A 6,746-nucleotide genomic window follows, 5' to 3' on the forward strand; every position below is an offset into this window, starting at 1 on the left:
TAAATTAAACAAATTAACCTATATGTTTCTCTAACACCTTACCCAAAGTATAATCAATTTGAGCAGCAAGATACTCTTCACCGTTATGCGTATAGACTATATCTTTACCCCCTTCGTCGGTAAGGATCGTCACTTCTGCATCTTTGACTTCTACAATCATATACGGGCGTTTGCCTTTGTATTCACCTGTAAGTAACTTAATAGCATCATACTTGATAGGTTTAATATCAACCTCACCTTCTTCGGGCAATTCTTCATCAGCCTTGTATTCTTTACCACCACAAAAGTAAGTAATATACTTTTTGGCGTTTGTAGGTCTAATTTCACGGTATTCGTGCGTTTTCTTACCGGATAAAATCTCATCAAAAAACTTTTGCTTAATACTAAGCGTCAAAATTTCCATAATCGTGTGTATTTTTAAAATTAATAATCATTGTTGCGGGGGGCTGAATCGAACAACCGACCTTCACCAAGTCAAAGTGAAAAGCTACCACTGCTACACCCCGCGATAGTACCCCAAAGGTACTACCACAACCAAAGATAACGAAATATCTTCAATTCTCATTCTTCACAATAGTGTTATTGTGAAAGACTTTTCAGCCAAGCGTCTCTTTTCTCTCTGCACGCCTCTAAAGTAGGCGCACAGCAAGCGAACAGATCACCACTTTCAATACGATAGTCGTACTGGTACATTCTCACTCTCTTACCTCTTAACTTGGTAGTGTAGGTACAATAGTTCTCTTTACCGGGTTGGCATACGCTGCAACCGTTTTTGTTTATTGAGTTCATAAGCCAATATGTTTTAGTAATATACTTGCCTTTTATTGTGATAGTTATTCTTACACTTGATACAGCAGAATTTCTGTTGATACACTTTCTTTACGAACTTCTTACCGCACATGGGACAACGGCATTCTGTACCAACTTTAGCCTTTTCATTACGTCTCTTCGGTGCTTCTTGGCTATTACTAAGCTCTTTAACTCTGCATCGTTTATATTGATAGCTGTAATTGATGCTATCGTAATCATCTCTGCTCTCTTCAATGTCTGCAAGGTGATATGCTTCTGTTTCGTCATTCATAATCACTATTATTTAGGTTCTACAATCGGCATATAATGAGTAACGCAAATTACATCACCGCAATCATCACGCCATTCGCCACATTTCTTGTCGTATAGCCCAAGCTGAATATATTTGTAATAGTCAGTACACCAGCATCCGGTTATCATAAGGTCATCGGATTCAGGCAACTGTTCTTTTACACTTATCCACGGATTCTTAGGATGAGCGTCTGCCCATTCAGCACCGGCGAAAAAACCAAGTCTTTTGCCATATTCTATATAACTACTATAGCTATATGGGTTCGCTGCATATATTTCTTCTTTTCTTTCCATAATCATTTATTTTTAAGTCAATTCTTCATCGCTAAGATTAAGCACACCTTTATCCGAAAACTCATACCCTATGTATGTAACCGAATTGCCGTTTATAATGTACCAATCCGTTAAATTATCATCATCGCTGTGTGCGAAAAGCAAATCATTTATCACACTGTTACCTCTCTTTAATCCTACGTAATAGTTGTGATTGTAGCAGCTTATTTCGGGTATATGCTTAAATGTACTTGTATCTATACCGTCATAGACACCATACCTTTTCTTGAAATTTTCATCCATAACCATTCATTTTACAAGTTCGTACATATCGGGGTGAAAATCAAAACAAACGCCACATTCTACTTGAATGCCTACACGATATTCACCCTCATCTACATCTTTTCTATCTTGAAATATAAGAGTACCGCCATCATGGTATTGCTGATGACACTGCACACTATCTTTAATTCTAACTTTAGTACCCTTGGGGTACTGGTATATCTCACCCTGTTTTAAAATTTTAGCCATAATCGTGTATATTGTGGTAGCTCGAAGGCTACCGGATTAGAAATAAACTTTTACTTTGCGATACAAATTGGTGATAGATTGCTTTGCGTACACATCACCATTGGAAAACTCAATTCTATTGCCGTTATCGTTGATAATCGGGTTCTCGGCTGTTTCCAATTTATAAACTTCTTCTTTTGTCATAATCTTCTATATTGTGCAGGGATTTCGCCCTGCCGGTTAAACTTCTTTTTACAAGTAAATTATCATTTAGCTCTCAATACAAACCTCACCTTCTTCACAGGGATAGTACCCAGGCAATAAGTATCACCGAATAAAGATCGTCCCATAAATCGATCTATACTTATATTGTTACGACATACAGTCTTCAACAACCCATCAGCATCCAAAATGGTATCACCTACTTGTATTGTGCTTATATGCACGTTTTCAACTTCGTATTGATATTGCCCGTTTCGCTCTTTCATAATCGTATATCTTTTAATTGTTATTACTTCGTTTCTGACGATGCAAAGATAAAGAGAACTTTATTAAAAGCAGCATTTTGATATAGTTTTCTTTATCAATTAAGAATATTTAATAAATAAAACTTTATCAATATTAGGTTATATGATAAAGTTCACATTACTTTGCGGAGTAATCAAAATAAAGTATAGTTTATGGACTTACGAATAAAAGAATTTATGAGTGAACGCAATGTTACTTCTGCGTGGCTCGCTGAACAAGTTGGTATCTCAAAGGTGGCTGTCAGCAACATTGTAACCGGAAAGTCTTCACCTTCTTTGGATAATCTTCTAAAGATTGCCAGCGTTCTCAATGTGCCTATCACTGAATTGATAGGAGAAGAAAAAGAGGAGCATACTATCACTTGCCCTCACTGTGGAAAGAAGATCAAAATAGAGAAAGGAGAATAAATATATGGCACAACATTTTATTCCAATAATAGGAGAAACCTATTACTATCTGAATCTTACAGAGAAAAATGCGATAATTAGTATTCATCCAATGCCAATTGTATATGATGGGAACGAAAACACGCTTTCCGATTATAATCTTTTTCGAAATATAGATAATGCTTTAAAAGCAGCTAGCGAAATAAAATCAGTATTAATAAATAAGCCGGAGCGCTAAACTCCGGCATCACTTGATTAGCCCTTTAACTTTCAACCGATTCACGATTTCAGTGTAAATATAATCTATATCCTGTCTATGGGATTTATATTGCTGATAGAAAAACGTCACATCTTCGCAATTGTGAGAAATTAAAGAACCTGTACATCCTGTAACTTCCGCTATTTTATCCCTTAACCCGACCTTCATCTTACCACCTGCCAACGCACTGGGAGAATATAGGAAAAGGATTATAAAGATGAACTTCTTTCTCTGTGTTGGACTATCCACACATGGAGGTAACAATAATCCGGATAGCATTTCTTTGAACCAAGAGTATATCTCTTCAATAAGTGAATAGTCATGTAATAGAGGTTCCGATAATTCTTGCTCTCTCTCTGAAAGTCTTGATTTCTGTTCGCGAATAGATTTAAGCTCTACAACTGCTGAAAATTCTTTTTGCATAACACGATTATTTTAAAAGTAAATAGTATATTTGCATCATAATCGTGTAGGGGGAATTAGGTGGTCGTGCGCTTGGTTCCCTTTCTTATTTTACCGACTTATCTCTTTCTTGGATAGCCTTGTTTCTCTCATCAACCTCCCTACCCCACATAGTTGCAAAATAAAGAGCATTAGCATATAAAAAGAGCTCCTCACTTGACGAAAGGAACTCTACTTTTAGCGCAGACGTTATAGAGACTGCTAACAAATTATCATCTACAGACGACATCTTACTTTATATTTAATTTCGCAAATTTCCTAAACTCTTTATCAAATTGCTCAAAATCAATGATGAAATTCTCTTTCTCTTCCGGTCTTTTTATCATTGATTTAAAATCGGCATGATATATATCGAATGATTTATTAAGCGACCGATGGTGATGCTTAAATATTCCTACAGACAGATTTCTCTTTGATAGTATATCGTTCAGCTCCTCTGTGATATTCATCGCTTCTGTAAACAACAGATATGCCGCTGACATTAGCATATTTACTCTTTTGGCATCTTCTGAATTATTGAATGCCTCTAAATCTTTATTTTTAATCATAGTTTTATTGGATTTTACTTTCTAAAAAACATATCTCCTGAAATATTCCTAGCCGTATCATCACCGGTCAACCTGATGTATCTAAAAAAATTCTGCTCGCTTCGGTGTCCGGTGAGTTTCATTATCTCAAAAGTTTTCATTCTGCCTGTCAAATACATATTTGTAGCCGCACTCCTTCTCGCTGTATGGCTACTGATAAGCTCCCATTTCTCACGCGTGGCAGTAACTAGCTTTCCTCCCTTTGTGTACGAATAAGTAATAATATCATTCAGCCCTATCTCTTTCATAATTACCTTCAGATATTTATTAAAGTATTGGATACACAAACCGGACGGAATAAAACCGCCATACTTAGCAAATATCTCTTTTACATAATCATGTGCCGGGACCTTAACATCCACGTTCGTTTTCTTAGTCCGGATCACGATATAACCGTTTATCATATTCTGACTTGTCAATCTTGAATAGTCAGAATAACGTAATGCCGTGAGACAACCAATGACAAACATGTCCCGTATACGCTCTTTCGCTTTTCTCTTATCCTGTTTGACAAATTTATAGTAGTATATCCTCGTGATCTCATTCATTGATAAGAATACCGCATTTGTCGGTTCTTCCCTTAAATCTATTTCATCAAATGTCGTATCCACAGCATAATTGTATTGACCGGCACGGCGTACCAATGATTGAATTTTCTGAATATAACCTACTATCGTATTATGCCGTAAGCCATTATTCTCCAAATAAATAATGAAATCATCCAAAAACTCTTCGGTTATCGAGTTGGTGAATATGTCACAATCATAATTTTCAGAGAAATTGTCTATATGCTTAATTATTGCATCATATACGGCCGCATAGTCTTTAGACTTTCGTCTACTTCGCTTTTCAAGTACTTCACGAATAAAATCGGTGAAGTATATACCCTCTAACGGTTTTTCCTGCCGGAAGTGGTTAATGTAATCCTTCCTTACTTTGAAGGTCGGGATCGGTTGTGATAATTGTAGTGCTTTGGTAGTATCATTTTTAAGGTTGATAACTATTATAGGTTGTTCGGAAATTCCGAATAACCACCTTTATTACTTTTTGTACTCTTTATTCACCTAACATTGTATAATCCATAACACGTTCCAAATCTGGACGCCATGAAAGAAAATCTTCCTGTGGATCACAGAATGTTTCAATTAAGCATTCTGCTGCAATAACCACACGCTGCCAGTTACTACAACCACACAAACGCATACGACGTTTAATAAACTCAAATAATACAATCCGGTTGTCTACATCTTCTTCATCATTATGAATGTTCTTTTTTCTCTTTTATAGTCACATTATCATCTTCGTCAATATCGAAGCAATCCGGACAATAGCATTTCCCGTCTTCGATTAACCAGTGGTCGTCCTGCGCCTCTTCCTTTGGTGAGTTTTCATCCGTCCAAAGGGTGAAACCAGAATACTCATTCATATATACCTTACCGCATACATCGCACTGTACTCCGTATGCTTTTTCTTCAAATATTGCCATAATTTCCTTTTTTCCTGTTATACTCTATTGATTTCGTCATTGATTCTGAAAAGACTGTCACTAATGAAGTCGTATATTTTATACATAAGTTCCGGCTCCTGTTCCTTTGGAGAATATACCATAACTCTCTTACCGGCACCTTTCATCCATCCGGCTTCTGTGTTGGCAGACCTGCCGCATGGAAGTACCATCACGCAGACATCCGCCCACTGCATGCCATTGAAGTCTGAATCGAATCCTTTCTGTGCAATAGGATGATTAAGGGCTTCGCGATATTGTTCTGTTGTCCAGTTCTGCCAATTCGGGTCTATATCAGACCATCGAAATCCACCGTTACCATGAGGAGGATTCTTGAAGTCATAAACTTCGTGTCCTTGCTCCCGGAGAAACCTTACAACGATTTCTTGAAATGAGTTTCTCCAACTACTTGCTACATAAATTTTTGCCATATTATTTTTTATTATTATATTTGAACTTCATTTGCAATGTCGCAAATGATTAATTTTTTAATTATGAAAAATTTAATTAGAAAAAGCATTCTATAGCTTTACTACCGTACGGCTATGGCAATGCTTAAAATTGAATAGACGGTAGGTTGGGACTTTGTACTAAACTGTATTGACCTTTTATAGTGGTTAATAGAGAAAATTACTTAGCACAGCTAAGTCCCTAAATTTAGGTGGTTATAGCGCAAGGGCTCCACCTCTTCCCATTCCGAACAGAGAAGTTAAGCCTTGTAGCGCCGATGGTACTGCGTAACAGTGGAAGAGTAGGTCGCTGCCATTTTATTTTTAGCCCTGTTGTCTTTATTGATGGCAGGTTTTTTATATTAAACTCTATTTTGCTCATTTCTCTTAGTTTTTCTTTGTTTTACGCTACTTCTTTTGATAATAATTGCAGCAACCGTTATCATCTACTTTTAATCTCATTAATGGAATAAGTCCACATTCAGAACATTTCTCTACATTATAGTGGAAATATTTACAGTTATTGCACCGTGAAAATTCTTCTTTATATTCCATCCTTAATAGAAGTTCTTTTTGAAATTCTACTCCAGTCAGTTTAAAATATTCTTCTTTGTTCATGTCTCTTTCTAAATTTTACTCCAAATTTTGTTATTTATGAATTAAACCCTTGGATTAGTTCAGTCGCTT

At 36.3% G+C, this 6,746-nt stretch carries 15 protein-coding genes and 1 rRNA gene; 3 read left to right on the forward strand and 13 right to left on the reverse strand.

The genetic code is table 11. The features are described from left to right. Positions 1-13: 13 nt before the first annotated feature. From DXB63_RS05965 to DXB63_RS05995, 8 genes are all read right to left on the reverse strand, one after another. A complete protein-coding gene (locus tag DXB63_RS05965) occupies positions 14-403 on the reverse strand; it encodes an ASCH domain-containing protein (protein ID WP_122125477.1) in 390 nt (129 codons plus the stop codon). A 176-nt stretch (positions 404-579) separates the two neighbouring features. Next, positions 580-789 (reverse strand): DUF3873 family protein, encoded by a 210-nt coding sequence (locus DXB63_RS05970; protein ID WP_122125478.1) that lies wholly within the window; start codon positions 787-789, stop codon positions 580-582. Between the two features lie 13 nt (positions 790-802). Further along, the gene (locus DXB63_RS05975; protein ID WP_122125479.1) at positions 803-1,081 is read right to left on the reverse strand and encodes a hypothetical protein; all 279 of its coding nucleotides are present in this window, start codon (positions 1,079-1,081) and stop codon (positions 803-805) included. A gap of 8 nt (positions 1,082-1,089) precedes the next feature. Beyond that, entirely contained in the window at positions 1,090-1,395 is a 306-nt protein-coding gene (locus DXB63_RS05980; protein ID WP_147332265.1) for a DUF551 domain-containing protein, read from the reverse strand. A 12-nt stretch (positions 1,396-1,407) separates the two neighbouring features. Further along, positions 1,408-1,677 (reverse strand): hypothetical protein, encoded by a 270-nt coding sequence (locus DXB63_RS05985; protein WP_147332266.1) that lies wholly within the window; start codon positions 1,675-1,677, stop codon positions 1,408-1,410. A gap of 6 nt (positions 1,678-1,683) precedes the next feature. Beyond that, positions 1,684-1,905 carry a hypothetical protein gene (locus tag DXB63_RS05990; RefSeq protein ID WP_122125482.1) on the reverse strand — a complete coding sequence of 74 codons (222 nt, stop codon included), beginning with the start codon at positions 1,903-1,905 and terminating at the stop codon, positions 1,684-1,686. Between the two features lie 36 nt (positions 1,906-1,941). Continuing rightward, positions 1,942-2,088, reverse strand: coding sequence for a hypothetical protein (locus DXB63_RS17890; protein ID WP_158563645.1), 147 nt, complete (start codon positions 2,086-2,088; stop codon positions 1,942-1,944). 62 nt (positions 2,089-2,150) lie between these two features. Next, positions 2,151-2,372: a hypothetical protein gene (locus DXB63_RS05995; RefSeq protein WP_122125483.1), complete on the reverse strand. Its 222-nt coding sequence runs from the start codon at positions 2,370-2,372 to the stop codon at positions 2,151-2,153. 192 nt (positions 2,373-2,564) lie between these two features. Here DXB63_RS05995 and DXB63_RS06000 point away from each other — a divergent pair, with 192 nt between their 5' ends. Beyond that, positions 2,565-2,819, forward strand: coding sequence for a helix-turn-helix domain-containing protein (locus DXB63_RS06000; protein WP_122125484.1), 255 nt, complete (start codon positions 2,565-2,567; stop codon positions 2,817-2,819). 4 nt (positions 2,820-2,823) lie between these two features. Beyond that, the gene (locus DXB63_RS17780) at positions 2,824-3,036 is read left to right on the forward strand and encodes a hypothetical protein (protein WP_122348209.1); all 213 of its coding nucleotides are present in this window, start codon (positions 2,824-2,826) and stop codon (positions 3,034-3,036) included. Between the two features lie 9 nt (positions 3,037-3,045). On the opposite strand, the gene DXB63_RS06005 is transcribed toward DXB63_RS17780, so the two are convergent. The 5 genes from DXB63_RS06005 to DXB63_RS06030 form a co-directional block, all read right to left on the reverse strand. Beyond that, positions 3,046-3,480 (reverse strand): hypothetical protein, encoded by a 435-nt coding sequence (locus DXB63_RS06005; protein WP_122125485.1) that lies wholly within the window; start codon positions 3,478-3,480, stop codon positions 3,046-3,048. Between the two features lie 269 nt (positions 3,481-3,749). Continuing rightward, entirely contained in the window at positions 3,750-4,067 is a 318-nt protein-coding gene (locus DXB63_RS06015) for a hypothetical protein (protein ID WP_122125487.1), read from the reverse strand. A 14-nt stretch (positions 4,068-4,081) separates the two neighbouring features. Further along, entirely contained in the window at positions 4,082-5,056 is a 975-nt protein-coding gene (locus tag DXB63_RS06020) for a site-specific integrase (RefSeq protein WP_122125488.1), read from the reverse strand. 308 nt (positions 5,057-5,364) lie between these two features. Continuing rightward, positions 5,365-5,592, reverse strand: a complete 228-nt coding sequence (locus DXB63_RS06025; RefSeq protein ID WP_122125489.1) for a hypothetical protein — start codon at positions 5,590-5,592, stop codon at positions 5,365-5,367. Between the two features lie 17 nt (positions 5,593-5,609). After that, positions 5,610-6,041, reverse strand: coding sequence for a hypothetical protein (locus DXB63_RS06030; RefSeq protein ID WP_122125490.1), 432 nt, complete (start codon positions 6,039-6,041; stop codon positions 5,610-5,612). Between the two features lie 226 nt (positions 6,042-6,267). On the opposite strand from DXB63_RS06030, the gene rrf reads away from it, so the two are divergent. Next, positions 6,268-6,378, forward strand: a 5S ribosomal RNA gene (rrf, locus tag DXB63_RS06035). The last annotated feature ends 368 nt before the right edge of the window (positions 6,379-6,746 follow it).

Origin of the sequence: Bacteroides sp. OM05-12 (assembly GCF_003438995.1) — a bacterium.
Lineage (GTDB): Bacteria > Bacteroidota > Bacteroidia > Bacteroidales > Bacteroidaceae > Bacteroides.

Excerpts from the sequence above, each read along its gene's own strand:
- DXB63_RS05965 (WP_122125477.1), bottom strand. The coding sequence starts at position 403 with ATGGAAATTTTGACGCTTAGTATTAAGCAAAAGTTTTTTGATGAGATT.
- DXB63_RS05970 (WP_122125478.1), bottom strand. The coding sequence starts at position 789 with ATGAACTCAATAAACAAAAACGGTTGCAGCGTATGCCAACCCGGTAAA.
- DXB63_RS05975 (WP_122125479.1), bottom strand. The coding sequence starts at position 1,081 with ATGAATGACGAAACAGAAGCATATCACCTTGCAGACATTGAAGAGAGC.
- DXB63_RS05980 (WP_147332265.1), bottom strand. The coding sequence starts at position 1,395 with ATGGAAAGAAAAGAAGAAATATATGCAGCGAACCCATATAGCTATAGT.
- DXB63_RS05985 (WP_147332266.1), bottom strand. The coding sequence starts at position 1,677 with ATGGATGAAAATTTCAAGAAAAGGTATGGTGTCTATGACGGTATAGAT.
- DXB63_RS05990 (WP_122125482.1), bottom strand. The coding sequence starts at position 1,905 with ATGGCTAAAATTTTAAAACAGGGTGAGATATACCAGTACCCCAAGGGT.
- DXB63_RS17890 (WP_158563645.1), bottom strand. The coding sequence starts at position 2,088 with ATGACAAAAGAAGAAGTTTATAAATTGGAAACAGCCGAGAACCCGATT.
- DXB63_RS05995 (WP_122125483.1), bottom strand. The coding sequence starts at position 2,372 with ATGAAAGAGCGAAACGGGCAATATCAATACGAAGTTGAAAACGTGCAT.
- DXB63_RS06000 (WP_122125484.1), top strand. The coding sequence starts at position 2,565 with ATGGACTTACGAATAAAAGAATTTATGAGTGAACGCAATGTTACTTCT.
- DXB63_RS17780 (WP_122348209.1), top strand. The coding sequence starts at position 2,824 with ATGGCACAACATTTTATTCCAATAATAGGAGAAACCTATTACTATCTG.
- DXB63_RS06005 (WP_122125485.1), bottom strand. The coding sequence starts at position 3,480 with ATGCAAAAAGAATTTTCAGCAGTTGTAGAGCTTAAATCTATTCGCGAA.
- DXB63_RS06015 (WP_122125487.1), bottom strand. The coding sequence starts at position 4,067 with ATGATTAAAAATAAAGATTTAGAGGCATTCAATAATTCAGAAGATGCC.
- DXB63_RS06025 (WP_122125489.1), bottom strand. The coding sequence starts at position 5,592 with ATGGCAATATTTGAAGAAAAAGCATACGGAGTACAGTGCGATGTATGC.
- DXB63_RS06030 (WP_122125490.1), bottom strand. The coding sequence starts at position 6,041 with ATGGCAAAAATTTATGTAGCAAGTAGTTGGAGAAACTCATTTCAAGAA.